Source organism: Methylophilus sp. Leaf408, from assembly GCF_916856905.1.
In the GTDB taxonomy this organism is placed as follows: domain Bacteria; phylum Pseudomonadota; class Gammaproteobacteria; order Burkholderiales; family Methylophilaceae; genus Methylophilus.
This window is the reverse complement of the sequence record NZ_CAKASK010000002.1, coordinates 114,366-132,575: the sequence shown is the minus strand read 5'-3', so window position 1 is coordinate 132,575 and position 18,210 is coordinate 114,366. Positions and strand designations below refer to the sequence as shown.

At 47.8% G+C, this 18,210-nt stretch carries 11 protein-coding genes; 10 read left to right on the top strand and 1 reads right to left on the bottom strand.

What is annotated here, in order from left to right; genetic code table 11:
* Positions 1-8: 8 nt before the first annotated feature.
* A complete protein-coding gene (locus LPA26_RS11420) occupies positions 9-992 on the top strand; it encodes a FecR domain-containing protein (protein ID WP_229008444.1) in 984 nt (327 codons plus the stop codon).
* Positions 993-1,138: 146 nt separating this feature from the next.
* Here the strand turns inward: LPA26_RS11420 and LPA26_RS11415 are convergent, their stop codons facing one another.
* Positions 1,139-2,932: a tetratricopeptide repeat protein gene (locus LPA26_RS11415; RefSeq protein WP_229008443.1), complete on the bottom strand. Its 1,794-nt coding sequence runs from the start codon at positions 2,930-2,932 to the stop codon at positions 1,139-1,141.
* Between the two features lie 207 nt (positions 2,933-3,139).
* Here LPA26_RS11415 and LPA26_RS11410 point away from each other — a divergent pair, with 207 nt between their 5' ends.
* The 9 genes from LPA26_RS11410 (at position 3,140) to LPA26_RS11370 (ending at position 18,209) form a co-directional block, all read left to right on the top strand.
* The gene (locus LPA26_RS11410; RefSeq protein WP_229008442.1) at positions 3,140-6,694 is read left to right on the top strand and encodes a TonB-dependent receptor domain-containing protein; all 3,555 of its coding nucleotides are present in this window, start codon (positions 3,140-3,142) and stop codon (positions 6,692-6,694) included.
* A 196-nt stretch (positions 6,695-6,890) separates the two neighbouring features.
* Positions 6,891-7,931: a hypothetical protein gene (locus tag LPA26_RS11405; RefSeq protein WP_229008441.1), complete on the top strand. Its 1,041-nt coding sequence runs from the start codon at positions 6,891-6,893 to the stop codon at positions 7,929-7,931.
* Positions 7,932-8,014: 83 nt separating this feature from the next.
* Positions 8,015-10,177 carry a calcium-binding protein gene (locus LPA26_RS11400; RefSeq protein ID WP_229008440.1) on the top strand — a complete coding sequence of 721 codons (2,163 nt, stop codon included), beginning with the start codon at positions 8,015-8,017 and terminating at the stop codon, positions 10,175-10,177.
* 93 nt (positions 10,178-10,270) lie between these two features.
* Positions 10,271-12,010 (top strand): type I secretion system permease/ATPase, encoded by a 1,740-nt coding sequence (locus LPA26_RS11395; RefSeq protein ID WP_229008439.1) that lies wholly within the window; start codon positions 10,271-10,273, stop codon positions 12,008-12,010.
* Positions 12,007-13,719: a type I secretion system permease/ATPase gene (locus LPA26_RS11390; protein ID WP_229008438.1), complete on the top strand. Its 1,713-nt coding sequence runs from the start codon at positions 12,007-12,009 to the stop codon at positions 13,717-13,719. Before LPA26_RS11395 ends, LPA26_RS11390 begins: the two co-directional genes overlap by 4 nt.
* 60 nt (positions 13,720-13,779) lie before the next feature.
* Positions 13,780-15,129: an HlyD family type I secretion periplasmic adaptor subunit gene (locus LPA26_RS11385; protein WP_229008437.1), complete on the top strand. Its 1,350-nt coding sequence runs from the start codon at positions 13,780-13,782 to the stop codon at positions 15,127-15,129.
* The gene (locus LPA26_RS11380; RefSeq protein ID WP_229008436.1) at positions 15,129-16,475 is read left to right on the top strand and encodes a TolC family outer membrane protein; all 1,347 of its coding nucleotides are present in this window, start codon (positions 15,129-15,131) and stop codon (positions 16,473-16,475) included. The genes LPA26_RS11385 and LPA26_RS11380 overlap by 1 nt, the downstream gene beginning before the upstream one ends.
* 21 nt (positions 16,476-16,496) lie before the next feature.
* On the top strand, positions 16,497-16,913 hold the full coding sequence (gspG, locus tag LPA26_RS11375) for a type II secretion system major pseudopilin GspG (RefSeq protein ID WP_055870172.1): 417 nt from the start codon (positions 16,497-16,499) through the stop codon (positions 16,911-16,913).
* Between the two features lie 102 nt (positions 16,914-17,015).
* Positions 17,016-18,209, top strand: coding sequence for a type II secretion system F family protein (locus LPA26_RS11370; protein WP_229008435.1), 1,194 nt, complete (start codon positions 17,016-17,018; stop codon positions 18,207-18,209).
* Position 18,210 lies beyond the last annotated feature (1 nt).

Below are 18,210 nucleotides of genomic sequence, written 5' to 3'. Positions count from 1 at the left end.
TTAAACAAATGACAGTCAGCGAAGTTGCAGCACAATGGTACTTGCGGATGCGCGAGCATTCACAAGGCGCACCAGAGCGTGAAGACTTTGAGCGATGGCTGGCCGATGATCCTCGGCATGCTTCCGAGTATGAAAGTATCACGCGTGCCATGCAGAGAATGAGTTCGCCAGACGCATTGTCCTCACTGGCAGATGAAGCAGAGCAGCATGCCTTTCTGGCGCAGGAAGCCAAACGCAAAAACAAGCAGCGCCGTGTCGGCCAGTTGTTCATGGTTGCTTTGCTGTGCATCATGAGCTTTATTTTTCACCAACAATACCTTGATTGGCAAGCCACACCTGTCATGCAGCTAGCTGCACAAAACCCGGTCGGGCAGATTGCCCATAAAACGTTAGACGATGGCACTCGCGTCACACTCAGCGCCAAAAGCGATATGGAAGTCACATACTATCGACATGAACGCCATGTGTTACTCAGGGAGGGCGAAGCCATCTTTGAAGTCACTAAAGACCCTGATCGCCCATTTATTGTAGAAACAGACACTGCAAAAGTTACCGTATTAGGAACTCGCTTCGCTGTGAATCGCCTGGATCAATTGGTGCGTGTGAGTGTTGATCACGGCACTGTGAAAGTAGAACCAAAAGTAGAAGAAGGTGAGCAAGAGGTTGTCAGCGAAACCCGCATCATCACCAATGGTCAAGTGGTAGAAGTTTATCCCAATCGTGCAACGGTGCTAGTGAACCGCCCGGCATCGGATGCCTTTGCTTTCCTCGATGGCAGGCTGGTATTTGATCGTGCCGATATCGATGAAATCGCGACGACAGTCTCACGCTACCGACAAAAACCTGTGCGTGCAGTCGGCAAGGATATTCGTAATATTTCAGCCGATATTAATATCCGGGATATTGAGCAGTTCCTGCGTGGATTACCCAATATTGCAAAAGTGTCTATCAATGAAACTCCACAGTACACCTTAATTAGCAGTAAACATTAGTCGATTTTAAAGGCGTGCTGGTGTAATTTCGCCTTTACTTGTCCTTGAAACCCGCAATAGGTTAGCTATCAGTTTGGTCTGAGCTTCTCACGAAACTAGGTTTTTCGTGGCCAGCATCGCTTCCAATTCAGCCTTCACATTGGTAATCACGCTATCCCAATCCCCGACATTTGACTGCCTGAATAACGTAGCTGTGGGTACCAGGGTGTGTCGTCGCGATCTAACATCCAGCGATAGTCCGGCAAATATGAAATGAGTATCCAGACATTTTTCGCCATTGCTCCTGCCAAATGTGCGACGGAAGTATCAACCGTAATGACTAAATCCAAACAATCAACCAACGCTGCAGTATCAGAAAAATCAATGAGTTCATCTGAAAATTGCTGTATCTGATTTAGTGTGGAGATAGTTATTTTGTCTTGATTTCTGATTTCCTTTTGCAGGGAATAAAACGCAATCGGCAGACTTAGTATAGGTCCTAGTTGCTCTAGTCGGATGCTGCGATCATGATCTTTCTTGTGTTCTTTGGAGCCTGACCAAACCAATCCAACTTTTAGCTGGGGGCTAGCTTTATTCAACCTATCTTCCCAAGTATTCTTTTTTTCTTTATCGGCAAAAAAATAAGGCATTGTGTTGGGAATGCTTTCCGATTTCGTCTTGAATGCCAGCGGCAAACTCATGATCGGGCAATGCAAATCAAATGCGTCAATCTTCTCACCAGCCATGATTATCTTGGCATTCAATCCCATTGTTTTTATTACAGGATATAGCTGTGCAGGCACGCTAAGAATAACTTTCGCACCCAGTTTTTCAACCAAGGGAATATAACGACAAAACTGTATAAAATCCCCTAGCCCTTGCTCAGGGTAAATATATAAAACCCTCCCATTTATAGGTTGCTGGCCTAGCCATAGGGGCTGTTTGTAATCAGGGTAAGATTCTTTTTGCTCAATGCGATGGCGCCGATATTCATATAAACACCAACCCTCTTCATACTCTCCCAGTAGGATTTTTAGAATAGCTTTATTCCAAAACGCGTCAGCGACGTCAGCGTCAGTTGTCGTTCCAGGGTCATCAACTCTAGTGTTTTTATTTTGCCTGTCTTTGGAGGTCCGTAAGTTGTACACGATTGCTTTCTCAAAACTAGCAAACGCTTCATCAAATCTCTTGAGCTCCATAAATGCTATGCCTTGGCCGGTATAAGCATACGCATAATCTGGGTTCAGTTGAATTGCCTTTTGGTAATAAGCCAAAGCATCCTCGAATCTTCCAAGTTCAATTAAAACGCTTCCGCAATTGTTATATGCGTCTACATAATTGCTCTTAAGCGAGATTGCTTGTTGGTAGCTTGAAAGTGCTTCTTGATAGCTTTTGAGTTCTTTAAAAATCACGCCCCGGTTGTAATGGGCTTCTGCATGACGTGGATTTAATTTAATTGCATGCTCGTAATTTGAGAGTGCTTCCTCAAATCGTTTAATCACTTTGAGCACATTGCCGCGATTGTTGTAAGCGTTCGTATAATTAGGTCTGATTTCAATGGCCTTATCGTAGTCCCTCAGCGCTTCTTCATGCCTTCCGGATTTCTCATGCAGAATTCCTAGATTGTAATAAGCCTCCGCATAGTTTTTATTCAAAGTAATCGCTTTACTGTAATCCAGGTAAGCCTCATCCAATCGTCCAAGTGCAAATAGAGCAGCACCGCGATTCCCATATGCGGCAAATTGGTTTGAGTCTATGCCCAAAGATTTTTCAACATAATCCAGCCCAGACTCAAAATGACCATGTTGAAATTCAATGATAGCCAAATTATTCAGAAGGCGTGTGTTGTTTGAATAAAGGCTTAATAGGCCGAGATATATGTTTTTAGCCTCCAGCACATTACCGTTTTGATGGAATGCCAAAGCCCGTTTGAACTCCGCATTTTGCTGTAATTCTTCCATTTTAATGCCCTGATATTTGAGACCAAATACTGACGATGTCCCTGCTCTTTTTTATTTTATAACTCATTTTTTGAATATTCAGAAGTTGGCAGAGATATCTAAATTGCGCGCTCAATCTGCATTTTCATCTAAATTGTAAAATTAGGTAAACGACGTCAGGTTTTTCTCTCTCTCAGAGATGAGTCTATACAGAGGGAGATTCAGGTGATGCAAATCAAGAAAATTGAACAGTGTGCAATGTACACATTGTTTGTTTTGTGGGGGGTAATTTCAGTGCAGCTTGCCTGCGCTGAGGCATTGAATACGCAGCTACCTAAACAGCAAGAGGAGACGTTCAGTGTACCGGTCAATATTGATATTCCACAGCAGCCATTGGCAAACTCGTTGCATGCATTAGGCAAAGCAACCGGCATGAGCATCTCTTTTCCTAATGACATCGTTTCTGGCAAAACTGCACCGGAAGTGCGGGGACGTATGACGCGTCAGGAGGCATTGCGTCGTGTGCTGAATGACACTGGGTTGGCTCCAAAAATCGAAGGGGATAGTGTCTATATTCAAAAGGCTCAAAAAAAAGAAGAAAAAACGGTGGAGCTAGATAAAGTTGAGGTTCGCGCCAAGCGGTTTTATGAGGTGGGTCCGTTGCCTGGCCTGGGCTTAACCAAAGAAGAAATTCCCGGCAACGTTCAAAGCATTTCTGCGAAGGAAATCAAGGAAGCACATTCCTTAAGCCTAACTGACCTTATGAACAAAAAACTGCAATCGGTCACGGTTAACGACTACCAGGGCAACCCTTTCCAAATGGATGTGCAATATCGCGGATTTACAGCTGGACCTCAGATCGGCACCCCACAAGGTTTGAGTGTTTTTTTTGACGGTATCCGAGTCAATGAACCTTTTGGTGATGTTGTTAACTGGGACATGATTCCTATGAATGCATTGGCAGGCGTTGATGTTTTCCCTGGTTCAAACCCGATTTTTGGTTTGAATACTTTAGGTGGAGCATTCACCCTAAAAACTAAAGATGGCTTTAACCATGCAGGTAGCGATGTGGAAGTGCTGAATGGTTCTTTTGGGCGTAAACAACTACAGGCGGAAGGGGGTTGGAATAACGGAACGGTAGGTATTTTTGCAGCTGCGAATATATTTTTGGAAGATGGTTGGCGCGAAAATTCCCCAAGTAGAGTTAATCAACTTTTTACGAAAGGCACTTACCGCGGGGACAAATTAGATTTGAATTTGAGCGCATTGCTTGTCAAAACAGACTTGGTAGGCAATGGCCTAATTCCGAGTGAGGAATATGAGCGCAATAGAAATGGCGTTTTTACCAGCCCAGACACCACAAAGAATACCCTTGATCAGTATCAGTTGTCTGGCAGTTATTTTGTGAATGATATTTTCACAATTACTGGTCAGGTATATCGACGCCATAGTAACCGCAAACAGAGAGCTGCAGATGCTTACACGCAATATGATGGAAATGATGTTAATTCTGTCGTTAGAAGTAAAATTGGTAATACTTTAGAGGATGGTGAGCAGTATTCCTGTTTATATAATAGTACAGGTCGTGCTGCGCAGTATGGCCTTCCAAATTACCATGTTTACTCGATCCCACATGGATCACTTTTTTCAGGTACAGATCCTTTATTCGATCAGTTTATTCAAGGAAATGTAAATCAACCACCTTCTTTCTTTGGTGCAAATTCATTTAATGCTGAAATCACCGATCAAAACTTTTTGAAGTACGCGCAATACTATCTTCAGTACGCCAAAAACCCTACAGCAGCTACAGCTTATTCGGGTCAGTACAACAGCATCCCAGTACCACCTACGCCCGATCCTTTACCAGATGGTACTGCCCCCTATAGTTTTGCTCAAAATACATTTCCAACAAATGCAATGAATTACAACACTTTACCAACAGAGGTGGACATTGGAGGAATCGCTAATTTTAATTACTACACAACATTAGATTCAAATGGTAATCCTATTACGGACAACTATATTTTATTTTTGGGACCAATAAATGGCACCAATTGTGCCACTACGCAAGCCAAATATGGAAATAACACAAATTTTGCTTTTGCAGGTAGTCCACCAGTAAGAATTGATGGAGCCGCAAATGGTACACCGGGTGTGGTTGAAGGAATTCCAACTGCACAAATAACTAATACGGAAATAGATCAGATTGTTGATGGTGCTTCTTTACAGTTGAACTGGAATTTGGAAAAGCACAAATTTATGATTGGCACTTCGATAGATGACGCTAAAGCAGATTACAGCAGTAGTGGTCGTCTTGGTATGTTCGACAGTAATCGTAATGCTTTCTTAGCCCCCGAATTATTGTTAGAACAATTTGTTGCTGCAAGGCAGGATATCCGAAATAACAATTTTGAAGGTACTTCAACAACAAAAAGTATTTATGCTAGTGAAACTTGGAGCCCTGTAGATACTATTCATATCACTGGAGCGCTTAGATATAACGAAACAACAGTTAAAAATACAATTGCTACGACTGCTGCAGGTGACCGCCAGCGTGCCCTCTCTGAAATCATCGCCCTTGCTGATTTATTCAATATCTGCATCGATGGAATTTGCCCCAGCACGGGATTAAGAACTCCTGATTTAGCAAACCTACTGAACCCTCCCGAAACTGAAAAATTTACTTATCGTTCATTGAATCCGGCCTTTGGAGCAACGTGGCAAGCCAAAGAAAACTTGAATCTTTACAGTAATTGGTCACAAGGTACGCGAACTCCTAGTGTTATTGAGCTTGGTTGTGCAATTGATAAAACTTTAATTGATGATGGTAGAGGCGGTACAGCTTTTAAAAGCATTGTAGAAAATCGTAGTTGCAATTTGCCTAGCACCCTTTCTGGGGATCCACATCTGCCACAAATTAAAGCTACCACATACGAAGTTGGCGCACGAGGCTTCTTGCAAAACATATTTGGCGCAGATCGTATTGAATGGAATTTAAGTGCATATCGAACAGATTTAAAGGACGATATTTATTTAATTACTTTGCCACAAAACCAAAGCCTGTTTGACAGCATAGGCAACACTCGACGTCAGGGGATTGAAGCTGGATTGGCTGGCGAGTATGGCAAGGCTAGATTCAAATTAAATTACGCTTTGACCGATGCTACCTTTCAAAATACTTTTGAAATAGCAAGTCCAGATAATAGCAGTTCCGTGAGTAATGACGTATTTGGCACAGGCGATGGTTCGAGATCCATTACAGTTAGACCTGGTAATCGAATGCCTGGTGTACCTTTACATAATATCAATGCCAATTTTAGCTATGATTTGACCCCTGACTGGCAGGTGGGTTTTAGTGCAGTTATGCACTCTGAGAGTTTTCTTAGAGGCAATGAAAATAATGAGCATCGGCCAGGTGTAACAACCTTTAGAAGCTACGATGTGATTGATCCGGTCACAAATGTTTCAACTCGCGTTACTGTACCTCGTCAACCTACAGGCAATCCAGGCAAAGTCCCTGGCTATACAGTATTTAACTTCCAAACGTCTTATAAACTCAGTAAAGAGTGGACGGCAAGCTTACTCATAAACAATATTTTTGATAGAGAGTATTTCAGTGCTGGTCGGTTAGGACGAAACCCATTCTCGCCAAGTATTTTGGGAGCAATTGGGCCAGATGGTTACAACCACAACTCCAATGACTGGCTAAGTACAAACTTTATTGCACCAGGTGCGCCGCGCGGTATTTGGTTTAGTTTGAACTGGCATTTTGTTCCTGACTAAATCTGTGAAACAGGAAAAATTCCCGATGATTTTGTATACCGATTTAGTAAATTACTTGTTTGTGAAAAGAATTGATGATTGATGTAAAGGGCATTTGTGGACAGCCCTAGCGCAATCAAGAATTCAACTACAACTGAATTAGAACTTACAAGGGCCTAACTTAGGTTGTGTGAATTGGTGATGCAGGCAGCCACAAATGCCTGCTAATTGTAACGCGATGGAGAATAAAATGAAAAATTTGACTTTAAAATTAGCGGTTTTAAGCGTTTTTGGTTTAATGGCTGGTCAAGCTATGTCATTAGGTTTAGAAACTCTGCCTGTCACTGGCTTTGCAGTAGCATCTGGAGGGGCAGGCTCTCATCAGCCGACTGGTGGAACTACAGCATACAAACTTTGTAACACCACAGGTAATTACGGAAGCGTTACTCCTACATTGCCAACTACTACTGCTAATAATACATGCGCAATCGTTCCTGCACCGTCTAGTATTCTGACATCTCCTGTTTCTGGATTCACTATTGTTTCAGGTGGTTCAGCGAACCGGACGATCACAATGAATAATGCGCGTACAAATAATACAAACGTTAATATTGGTACTTTAACCGATGTTGTATTCCGAAATGCTGCTCAAACTGAATGCATTTATGCAATGCAAGTATCGTTAACTAACACGGACTACAACTTAACACTTGCTGGTACACAAACATTCGAAGCGAATGGAATCGCAAGAGGTGGTTTTTCTTCTTCTGGTACAGTTTCAGCTGGTTATGCAAGAATTTTAACTAATGCTGATGTTGTGTATCGTGTGGGTCGTACATTTACCTCTGTTCAACATCGCGCTGCCGCAGTTCCAAGCTCTACTTTTGCACCAGGTTACTACAATTTACCTCTCACACCGGGCTCGACAAATTCCGTAAATGGACAAAACGTTAGCGCATTGGGTGTGCCACTTGCATCAGAGCAAACGGCCGACCTTAATTCTAACTGGGTCGAGTTTACGACAGATGCTAACGCTAATGATCCAGACTCTGGAACTAACCCAACTTCTTCGGCTTTATATGTCCGAGCAGCTTGTTCTTCAGCAGCACCAGCCGCAGTGACAGATGCAATAAGGCTACGTATGACTTGGCAAGAGCAAGGCAGCTCCACACAAGAGTTTATTGAAGTGAGAGTGCCAGGTTTTGTTCCACCAGGTGGCACCGCGGCCCCTACCCCAGTAGCTGGCAGTTTATTCTAAAAATAGCTAGAGAGATTTCTCAGTCGAAATGCCCCGCAGTGATGCTTTCGCTGCGGGAAGTTTTTAATGTTAAGGAGTTCTAAATGGCATATAAACAATTTAATTCAACCGAAACAGAATACACAGGTACATCAAATTCTGATGTCATTATTGGTAATGATTTGGATAACTACATTGATGGTAGTGGTGGCAATGATGTGATATTCGGTGGTGGTGGAAATGACGTTATTTTTGGTGGAGATGGTAACGATGTCGTTTCTGGTGGGGACGGTGACGATTTAATAGACTTAGGGAATGGCACCAATGCAGCAGATGGAGGAAATGGTAATGACTTCATTTCTGGAGGGCAGGGTTCTGATGCGCTATATGGTGGCGATGGTAATGATACGCTTACTGGTTTAGGCGGCGATGACGTCCTCAGCGGCGGTAATGGGTTTGATGTTGTAATTGGCGGGGGCGGCTCAATTGGTAACGAAACAGTCGCTGGTGACATATTTTTTGTAACTGATAACGATATCTTAGTTGGTGAATCATCAAATGACACATTTGTAGTCACTGGTGAGTTTGAAGGTGAGACAGTTATTGATGCTGGTGTCTCAGGGTTAGATAATTCTGGGAATGAAGCGCGTTATGTAGATGTATCTGAAAATGAGGAAACCGGTGATTTACTAGTTTTTGATACTGTTACAAATGATTTAACTGAAGTTGAAGATGTGGAAATGGCAGAAGAGGTGGAAACTGATGTACGTCTAAATATTGTATATCGTCCCGGCTCTACTACAGCCATTAGTACATTTGCAACTGCAGTTGCTGGATACAATGCAGTTGATACCATAGAGTTTGCCGCCTCAGGTGAATATGAGAATTTACAATTCAGAGGTATTGAACGTATTGAATTAGCTAGTGGCGTAAGCATTAGCTTAGAAGCTGAGCAACTTGAGAATAACGGAGAGTCGTTAAGCTTGGGTGAGGTTTTAAACCCAGGTTACCAAATTCACGGTGTAGCCGGTGGCGATGTTGAAAACGTTACCGTGGAACTTGAGTTTGAAGAAGAAGAGTTTGAACCAGCAGCTTCTATTGTTGGTGCAACTCCGATTACATACGACAAAGCGGTATTTGAAGTAGATGACTTTTCAGTGGCTCACCTCTATTTCAACGTGGATGTCACTTATGATGCCTCTGAAGGCGTAGCTGGTAGCTTCACGCGCATTGACGGTGCTAACGAAGGCAGCGATGCGCATGAGATCGTACTGGGTAGCGAAGGTGTTGATTACGCAACCATGCGTTTGGGTGATGACACTGTTTACGGTAACGGCGGCAATGACCTATTGATCGGTCATGGCGGTGCTGACTACCTGGATGGTGGTGAAGGCGATGACATTTTTGTGATCGGCGGCTTCGGCAGTGGTGTGCAAGGCACGACTTCCAAAGCAGATGACGGTAACAAAGAGTGGATCGCTACTGGTGCTAAGCACGATGTGATCGTGGGTGGTGATGGTGTGGATACATTGCGTATCACTACCGGTATCGGTGCCAACACCAAAGCCAATGGTACTGTTGTGCTCAATAACGACAACTTCAAGTCTATGGAAGTTGTGCAAGTGGGCGGTACTGTTGGTCGCTTGAATGTAGAAAATACAGACCTGCAATTGCTGAATGATCACTACTACTTCAAAGCCAACGGTACAGTGGCTGACCTTTCCAACACCCTGGGCAACAACGGCGGCACCATCAACAATGTAGTGGTTGATGCTTCTGGCGTGACTACGAATGGCCTGCGTTTTGAAGGCAATGCCAACCAGCAAACCTTTATCGGTACCAGCCAGGCTGACGTGTTTGTCGGCAATGGCGGTAACGATACGCTGACAGGCGGTGGCGGTGCTGACAAGTTTGTATTCGGTAAAGTGTATGAGCAAGTGGTTACTGGCTCTGCCACCTCTGTGCAGACTTACACCAACACTGCGTTCAACCTGACCGGTGTAGATACCATCACTGACTTCACTCGTGGTACTGACAAGCTGGAATTACATCTTGACCAGTACAGCAACCTGGCAGGTTTCAATGCCAGCATGCTGCGCGTGAACTCAACCGGTACTGCACAGGATAGCAATGACTACCTGGTTTACAACACTACTACTAAAACACTCAGCTATGACGCTGATGGTAATGGTAGCGGTGCGAAGGTAGATATTGCTGTGTTGACTGGTGTGAACACACTGTCCACTTCGGACTTCATCATCGTTTAATTGCGATAACTACGGACGGCTTGCCGTCCGTAGTCTTGTTTATAGAAATACTTGGTGAACATGTTGTCGCAATCTGAAACCATGAAACAAGTCATGTCTGAACTTTGGCCCATCTGGCGCAAAGTGTGGCTGTTTGGCGTCGTGACAAACCTGCTAATTTTAGTACCCTCCTGGTATATGCTGGAGGTGTATGACCGTGTCATTAACAGCCGTAATCTGTCTACATTATTGATGCTGACGTTAATGGCTGCTTTTGCCTATCTGGTGATGGAAGCGCTCGAGTGGCAACGCCGCCGCCTTCTGCAATCCGCCTCTCACCATTTTGAAAAATCACTGCAACAGCGTTTATTTGAGCGTGTGTTTACCGCCAAACTGTCCATGCCGGAGTTTCCGGCGCAGCAAGTGTTTTCCGATTTCTCTACCCTCAAAAGTACATTGCATTCTTCTGCCTTGCTTGGTCTGGTGGATGCCCCTTTCTGCCTGATTTTCCTGATGGCGGTGTTCTTGATTCATCCTGCATTGGGCGTGCTGACGCTTTTGGGTTTATTTATCCAGTTAGTGTTAACAGTGCAAAATCAGGCTCGCGTTGCGCCCATGATGAAGCAGGCCAATCAGCATGCCATGGAATCCCACCGTTATTTTGCCAGTATCAGCCGTCATTCAGACGTGATGCAGGCCATGCAAATGATGGCACCAGTAGAGCAGCGCTGGTTGCAAAGCCAGCACGGTTTTTTATGGCAACAGGCACAGGCTTCCGAGCTGGCAGGCAAAAATTCAGCGGCTTCGCGCTGGTTGCAGACCATGCAAACCAGCCTGATCCTTGGCCTGGCCTGCTACCTGTTTATTGAAGGTGAATTATTCAATGGCGGCGCGATGATGATTGTGGCCTCTATTCTCGCAGCCAGGGTGCTGTCGCCACTGGTGCAGTGCGTGGGTCACTGGAAAACCTATGAGCAGGCGTGGACCGCATGGCAGCGTATTGAAAGCCTGTTTGCAGGTGCAGCGCAAAAAGCCGAAGGGCTGGTGCTGCCTCCGCCTACCGGTGCTATTTCCGTTGACCAACTGGCTTATGCCCAGCCGCAAGCGGGTAAAACCCAGGCAGAAGTGTTTCTCCGCCAGGTGCAATTTAACCTGCCCGCCGGAAACGTGCTGGTGGTCGCGGGTGCTTCGGCATCTGGCAAAACCACCCTGGCAAAATTACTGGTGGGGCTGGTCGCGCCAACTGGTGGCCGCGTGCGTTACGACGGCGTCGATGTGCACGGCTGGGACAAAAACAGGCTAGGGCCGTATGTGGGATACCTGGCACAGGAGGTAGACCTGTTTGATGGCCGGGTGATCGACAATATCTGCCGCTTTAACAGTCCGGACAAAGAGGCCTTGTCAGAAGTGATCGCCCTGCTGGGGTTAGCTGACTGGATCAACCAGTTACCGGAAGGATTGAATACGCTGATTGGTCAATCCGGTGTGCCCTTGTCCGGCGGTGAACGGCAATTGCTTGGCCTGGCGCGTGCGCTGTATGGCAACCCGCGTATCGTGGTGCTTGATGAACCGAATGCCAACCTCGACACGGCTGCCGAGCGCACCTTTCAGCATGCAATTGCGCGCTTGAAACAGCAGGGTACGACCTTTATTATTATCAGCCACTTGCAGCACATCCTGAATATCGCGGACTTTATGCTGGTGATGTGCCAGGGGCAAATGATCCGCTACGGCAAGCCGCATGATGTGATGGCGAGTTTTCAACAAGATGCTGCAAAAGCGGAAACAGCTAAAGCGAGAGCGGTTAAACCGCAAACAGCCAAGCCGCAAGTAGTGAAAGCAGCACAACCATGAAACTGGCGATTAAAAACTCAGTATGGGCGCTGATCAAACCGTTCCGCGCGCAATTTATCCAGATGGCATGGCTTAGTTTGCTGACCAATGTGCTGATGCTGGTGCCTACGCTTTATATGCTGCAGTTGTATGACCGCGTGATGCAGAGCCGGAATACCTTGACGCTGGTAGCGGTGACTGCGCTGACCGCCGGTTTGCTGATATTGATGGCAGGCGCCGACTGGTTGCGTAATCTGTATGCGATCAAGACTGGCGTGCAGTTTGACCTCACCTACGGCAAGCAAATTTTCTCTGCCATTTTTGATACCCGCACCACACAAACACAGTCGCCGGTGCAGTCCTTGCAGCAGCTCACCACTGTCAGGCAGTTTATGACCGGGCAGGGCTTGTTTGCCATGCTGGATATGCCGTGGAGCGTGGTATATATCTCAGTGTTATTTGTGTTGCATCCTGTGCTCGGGGCGACAGCGATTGTGTTCTGCCTGGTCCAGTGCCTAGTGGCGTTCTGGAACCAGAAGGTGATTGCCGGTCCGGCACAGCAAGCGCAGCAAACCAAACAATTCACTGAAAACTTTATCCAGCAGAAGATCCGCCATCTGCAAACCAGCCATGTGCTGGGCATGTCGCAAACTTTGCTTGAGCGCTGGCAGGCACTGCTGGCCGAACAATCACAAGCCGAAAGCGTATGGCTGGCCGCCAGTGACCGCAGCCAGTTTGTGAATAAATGGGTGCGTTACACCATGCAATCGCTGATGCTGGCGATTGCCGCCTGGTTGACCATTAAAGGCCAGATCAGTGTCGGTTCCATGATTGCCTCGAATGTACTGATCGCCCGCGCCTTGCAGCCGTTTGATGTAATTGTGCATAGCTGGCGCCAGTGGTTGCAGGCCAATACTGCCGCTGCCGATTTGCAATTTATTCTGCAAAGCCGCCAGGAAAACCTGCTAGCTTTACCTGCCACACAGCCGTTACAGCGCCCTTATCATTTACAGCTGGAATCGGTGACGGTAGAACTACAGTCACGGCGTATATTAAATAGTCTGAACCTGAGTATTTTGCCAGGAAGGTTGTTGTGCATTATGGGCCCGTCAGGTTCCGGTAAAAGCACCTTGGCGCGGTTGCTGGTGGGGGTCGTTTCACCACATACCGGTAAATATCAAATTAACCAGTCAGCCATACAGGCGAATAATGCCCGCACCCTGCTGGCTGGCATAGGTTATTTGCCACAACAAGTTTCCTTGCTGGAGGGCACGATTGCCGAAAACGTCGCCCGTTTTGGTGCGCTTGAAAGCCAGCACATACTCCTGGCTTGCCAGCGCGTTGGCCTGCATGAAGCCATTCTGCGCCTGCCGCAGGGTTACGATACCCGGCTTGATGAACAAGGTTTGCCATTATCCGGCGGGCAGCGGCAATTGCTGGGCCTGGCCCGTGCCATTTATAAAGAGCCGCCTTTATTAGTACTGGATGAGCCGAATGCCAGCCTGGATGAGTTTGGTGAAGCGCGGCTGATGGAATTGCTGCAAGCTTTAAAAACGATCAATACCACCATTGTGGTGGTGACCCATCGTTCGGGCGTACTCAAAGTCACTGACGATCTGCTGATCCTCAAGCGCGGCGAAGTGGTTCATCATGGCCCGCGCGATGCCGGCATTGCCTACCTGAATCAACTGCAATCTGCTGCTACGAATATTGCGACGGAATCTGCCTGAGTTTAGCGCTATGCATGTACACCACATATCTTTAAACCCTAATTACCTGCCGGAAACCCTATGTCTGTAACCATGGCCACCGTTGTTCCCGATAATGTGCATGCGATTGAAAGCTATGCTCAACATACAGGCCACACCCGGAAAGGGGCGCTGATATTGCTTGCTGGCATCATTGGTTTCGTGGCCTGGGCAGCATATGCACCGCTCGATGAAGGGGTGCCGACTGAAGGGCAGATCAGCATCGAGAGCAACCACAAAGTGGTGCAGCATTTTACCGGCGGTATCGTCAGTGCCTTGCTGGTGCACGAAGGCCAGGAAGTGAAAGCCGGCGACCTGTTATTCAAGCTGGATGATATGGCCAGCAAAGCGAGGTATGAAGAAGTGCGCCAACGCTATGCGGGCTTGCGTGCGCAGGAAGACCGTCTGCGTGCCGAGCAATTGCATCACAGTGTGATTGAGTTCCATCCGGATTTGCTGAAGCAACAGAACGATCCATTGATACAGCAACAAATGCGTAACCAGTCCCAATTGCTGGCAGCGCGGACGTCAGCTTTAGCCGCCGATATTGCCGGTAAACGGGAATCTATTGCTGGTTACGAAGCCATGGTGCAGGGATATAAAGGCATGCTTTCCAGCCACGAATCACAACTCACTTTGCTTGAAGACCAGTTGCAGGGTGTGCGCGGGCTGACGGCCGAAGGCTATGCGCCACGCAACCAGCAGAATGACCTTGAACAGCGTGTGGCGGCTTTGCACGGTGAACGCGCCAATACGCAAGCGAATATTATCCGCGCGCAACGGGCGATCATGGAACTGCAACAGCAGATCAACCAGCGCAACCAGTTAGAGCGCAAAGAGATGGATGCCGAGATGGCGCAGGTGAAATTGCAGGTAGAAGCCGATGCGCAAAAAGTACTGGCGTTGCGCGATGAGTTGGGTCGTACCGAAATCCGTTCGCCGGCATCGGGTCAGGTGGTGGGTTTGCAGGTGCATACCTTGGGCGCCATCATTCAGCCAGGGCAGAAGCTCATGGATATTGTGCCGTCCGGTGAATCGCTGATTGTCGATGCGCAGATTCCCCCGCATTTAATCGACAAGATCCATACCGGACAGGCAGCGGATGTGCGCTTCTCCACCTTTGCCAACAGCCCGCAATTGCTGGCGGAAGGCAAGTTGAAATCAGTATCAAAAGATTTACTGAGCAAACCTGCGGCGACGGCTGAAGGCAGCCAAAGCTATTACCTAGCCCGGATAGTCTTGACAGAAAAAGGCACCAAAGCCTTGCAAGGTCGCCAGTTACAACCGGGTATGCCGGTACAGGTCGTCATTAAAACTGGTGAACGCACGTTGTGGGACTACTGGATGCATCCGTTGAGCAAGCGGTTGGCTGCTTCGATGAAGGAAGAATAATGCCTAAGAAGTATGCATTAAAAGCTTTAGCTGTCTGGAGTTTGTATCTGTGCTGTCTGCCTGCACATTCGCAAGATGACCTCAATGGTTTGTATCAATTGGCTGCGATGCATAATGCGGATTTCCGTGCAGCACTCGCCAATACCGAAGCCGAGCGTGAAGAACTGACTAAGGCAAAAGCGCTGTTTTACCCCAAAGTGCAACTCGGGTTGATGCGCGGCCGCGGCAATACTGACCGCACCACGCAGACCAGTATAGGCGCGTTGAATTCTGAGCTGAATTATGAGCTGGAAAATTACAGCCTCACCGTCCGCCAGCCTTTGTACAACAAAGAAACCTTTGCCATTTATGGCGGCGCCAAGTCGTATGTCAGCGCACAGGAATCATTGCTTGAACAGGAAAATGCCAAGCTGATCCTCAAGCTGGTGTCGGTATACCTGGAAACGCTGTATGCACAGGACCGCGTGAATTTGCAGCAAAACAAACTGGATGCGGTCGGCCAGCAACTGCGTCAGGCGGAGCAGCGCTATCAGCGTGGCAGCGGCACCATTGTCGAAGTCAACGAAGCGCAATCCAATCTGGATATTGCCAAGGTCGAGAAAATCCAGGCGGCCAACGATTTACTTTCCAATCAGCAAAGTATGCAGATACTGACAGGGGCGACGCATGCGCTGTCGGCTGAATTGCTGGTAGGTGGTTTGAATACCTTGACTGCTTCTGAATACAGCGTGGAACACTGGATAGACACCGCGCGACAGCATCACCCGGAATTGTTAGCTGCGACGCTGGATATAGATGTCGCCCGAAAAGATGTTGAAAAGAAACAGGCCGGACATTATCCAACGCTGGACCTGGTTGGCGTTCGCTCTTACAGCCAGAACGATAGCAACAATACGCTGGGTTCCCGCTTTGATACTTCCACTATCGCCCTGCAGATGAATGTGCCGCTGTTTGCCGGCGGTTATGTCAATGCCAATGTGCGCCAGAGTGCCAGCCGCCTCACCGCGAGTGAAGAAACCATGACTGCCAAGTCGCGCGAGATCGAATTCAATGTGCGCAAATATTACCAGAACCTGATCGCGCAACAGCAATCCATCACCGCTTACCAGCAGGCGGTGCAATCTGCGAAAGTAGCTTTGGATGGCACGCAGAAAGGTTTCCAGGCCGGGTTTAAAACCAACCATGAAGTGCTGGATGCGCAGCAAAAATTATTTACTAACCAGTTGTCGCTGACCAAGGCTTATTACAGCCTGATCAGTGACTGGGTGAACCTGCAATTCAGCAGTGGTTTGCTGACGCTGGATGCATTAAGCCGTGTCAGCCAGCTATTTGTCGCTAAGAAATAATGCATTCATAGAAGGGGAAATATGTTGAAAACAATTAAACAATCAGGCTTTACCTTGCTGGAGTTGCTGGTGGTGATGGTGATTATCGGTTTGCTGGCAGGCTATGTCGGTCCCAAGTATTTTGCGCAGATCGGCAAGTCGGAAACCAAAACAGCCAAGGCGCAAATTGAAGCGCTGTCGCGCGCGCTGGATACCTATCGCCTGGATGTCGGGCATTACCCCACCAGTGAGCAAGGCCTGGCAGCGCTGAATCGTAACCCAGACAACGAGCCCAAATGGCAGGGCCCTTATCTTGCCAAAGGCGTACCGGCTGACCCGTGGGGAAGGCAATATCAATACCGCTATCCTGGTGAGCATGGTGACTATGACGTATGGAGCCTGGGCAGTGATGGCGTCACCGGCGGCCAGGATGCAGATAGTGATGTCGGCAACTGGTAAGCGTTCAGGTTTGGCATAAGCGTTCGGGTCATCGCTGATCCTGCCGGAATTATTGTGCAGCGATAGCGAATCATAGGGTGTGGTTGAGGGAATTAAACAGGCATGAAATTTGAGCTAAAAGTCATGCAAGGGACACAGGTCAGCTGGCTGTCACTGGACGCGCCGGACCAGCAGTCTGCACGTCAGCAGGCCCAGTCACAAGGCTACGGCATTTTGCAGGTTCGCCAGGCGGATGCTGCTGGCTGGTTACCGAAATGGCCATTCAACAAGCAGAGTTTTAACCTGAGCTTGTTCAGCCAGGAGTTGCTGGCTTTGCTTGAGTCTGGCCTCAGCCTGATTGAAGCAATCGAAGGCCTGGCCGAGAAAGAACAGCATGACCAGTCACGCTATGTGCTGACCCGTCTCAGTACTTCTTTATATGAGGGCCTGCCGTTGTCGCAGGCGCTGGCGTTACAGCCGGAAGTGTTCAGTGCGCTGTACGTGGCGTTGATCCGTGCAAGTGAGCGCACCGGCGATATGGCGCAGGCGTTGCGGCGGCATGTGGCTTACCAGGCGCAAGTAGAAGCCATCCGTAAAAAAATCATTTCTGCGTCTATCTACCCGGTACTGCTGATTGTGGTTGGCGGGATGGTGGTGTTGTTTTTGCTCGGCTATGTGGTGCCGCGTTTCAGCACCATTTATGAAAGTGGAGGCGATAACCTGCCTTGGGCCAGCCGTATGCTATTGCGCTGGGGGCAGTTGCTGCAAGGGCATGGTGAACTGGTATTCATGGGCACCATAGGCATCAGCGTGTTGCTATGGCTGATATTTTCGCGCCCGGCCAGCAAAATATGGGTTATGCAGCGCGTGTGGAGTATTCCCAGCCTCGGCGAAGCATTACGCATATATCAGCTGGCGCGTTTTTACCGCACGCTGGGGATGTTGTTACAGGGAGGAATTCCCTTGCTCACGGCACTGGGCATGGTGCAGTCTCTGCTACCGCAAGAGTTGCAGCAAGTACTGCAAAAGGTCATAAGCGAAGTGCGTGAAGGCAAACAATTATCCTCGTCGATGGAAGCACATGGCCTGACTACTTCTATCGCCAACCGTATGTTGCGTGTCGGCGAACGTACCGGTCAGCTGGATGAAATGCTGGGCCGCATAGGCATATTTTATGACGAAGATACGGCAAGGCGCGTCGAGTGGCTGAGCAAGTTGCTGGAGCCGGCGCTGATGGTACTCATCGGCCTGATTGTCGGGCTGGTGGTGGTATTGATGTATATGCCGATTTTTGAGCTGGCGGGAGCGATTGAATGAC

Excerpts from the sequence above, each read along its gene's own strand:
- LPA26_RS11390 (WP_229008438.1), top strand. The coding sequence starts at position 12,007 with ATGAAACTGGCGATTAAAAACTCAGTATGGGCGCTGATCAAACCGTTC.
- LPA26_RS11420 (WP_229008444.1), top strand. The coding sequence starts at position 9 with ATGACAGTCAGCGAAGTTGCAGCACAATGGTACTTGCGGATGCGCGAG.
- gspG (WP_055870172.1), top strand. The coding sequence starts at position 16,497 with ATGTTGAAAACAATTAAACAATCAGGCTTTACCTTGCTGGAGTTGCTG.
- LPA26_RS11400 (WP_229008440.1), top strand. The coding sequence starts at position 8,015 with ATGGCATATAAACAATTTAATTCAACCGAAACAGAATACACAGGTACA.
- LPA26_RS11410 (WP_229008442.1), top strand. The coding sequence starts at position 3,140 with ATGCAAATCAAGAAAATTGAACAGTGTGCAATGTACACATTGTTTGTT.
- LPA26_RS11370 (WP_229008435.1), top strand. The coding sequence starts at position 17,016 with ATGAAATTTGAGCTAAAAGTCATGCAAGGGACACAGGTCAGCTGGCTG.
- LPA26_RS11385 (WP_229008437.1), top strand. The coding sequence starts at position 13,780 with ATGTCTGTAACCATGGCCACCGTTGTTCCCGATAATGTGCATGCGATT.
- LPA26_RS11405 (WP_229008441.1), top strand. The coding sequence starts at position 6,891 with ATGCCTGCTAATTGTAACGCGATGGAGAATAAAATGAAAAATTTGACT.
- LPA26_RS11415 (WP_229008443.1), bottom strand. The coding sequence starts at position 2,932 with ATGGAAGAATTACAGCAAAATGCGGAGTTCAAACGGGCTTTGGCATTC.
- LPA26_RS11380 (WP_229008436.1), top strand. The coding sequence starts at position 15,129 with ATGCCTAAGAAGTATGCATTAAAAGCTTTAGCTGTCTGGAGTTTGTAT.
- LPA26_RS11395 (WP_229008439.1), top strand. The coding sequence starts at position 10,271 with ATGTCTGAACTTTGGCCCATCTGGCGCAAAGTGTGGCTGTTTGGCGTC.